General features: G+C 68.2%; 2 protein-coding genes. Both read left to right on the top strand.

All coding sequences use genetic code 11. From position 1 onward, the window contains the following. Positions 1 to 224 (top strand): DUF742 domain-containing protein (locus tag P4R38_RS04990; RefSeq protein ID WP_277191291.1); only part of this gene is annotated, 224 nt, incomplete at its 5' end. Next, on the top strand, positions 205 to 779 hold a 575-nt coding region (locus P4R38_RS04985), incomplete at its 3' end, for a GTP-binding protein (protein ID WP_277191290.1). The genes P4R38_RS04990 and P4R38_RS04985, both read left to right, overlap by 20 nt.

Raw genomic sequence — 779 nt, 5'->3', positions numbered from 1 at the left:
CCGACCACCTGCTCGCGCACATCCTGGACGTGTGCGAGGCGACGCCGTCGGTGGCGGAGGTGTCGGCGAAGGTCGGCGCTCCGCTGGGGGTGGTGCGGGTGCTGATCGGCGACCTGATCGAGTCCGGATTCCTCCGGGTTCAAGCCACGCTCACGGACAGCTCGTCCGTGCGCGAGCGACACGACCTCATCGAAAGGACACTCCGTGGACTACGGGCGATCTAGCCAGACGCCGGGTTCTGCCTCGACCAAGATCGTGGTGGCCGGCGGCTTCGGCGTGGGCAAGACCACGCTGGTCGGCGCGGTCTCCGAGATCGTGCCGCTGCGGACCGAGGCGCTGGTCACCGATGCCTCCGAGGGGGTGGACAACCTGGCCTCGACGCCGATGAAGTCCACGACCACGGTCGCGATGGACTTCGGGCGGATCACGCTGGCGGACGACCTGGTGCTGTACCTGTTCGGGACGCCGGGTCAGCGGCGGTTCTGGTTCATGTGGGATGACCTGGTGCGGGGGGCGATCGGGGCGATCGTGATCGTGGACACCGCCCGGTTGGACGAGGCGTTCTCGGCGATCGACTACTTCGAGGCCAAGGGGTTGCCGTTCATCGTGGCGGTGAACGAGTTCGACGGCACGGCCCGGTATGCGATGCCGGACATCGCCGAGGCGTTGTCGCTGTCGGCGGGTACGCCGATCATGCCGATCGATGCCCGGGACCGGGAGTCGGCCAAGACCGCGCTGATCCGTGTCACCGAGTTCGCCCTGCACCAGCTGTCCCGTCC

Origin of the sequence: Luteipulveratus flavus, from assembly GCF_029439465.1 — a bacterium.
Taxonomy (GTDB): Bacteria; Actinomycetota; Actinomycetes; order Actinomycetales; family Dermatophilaceae; genus Luteipulveratus; species Luteipulveratus flavus.
This window is presented reverse-complemented; position numbering and strand designations above follow the sequence as displayed.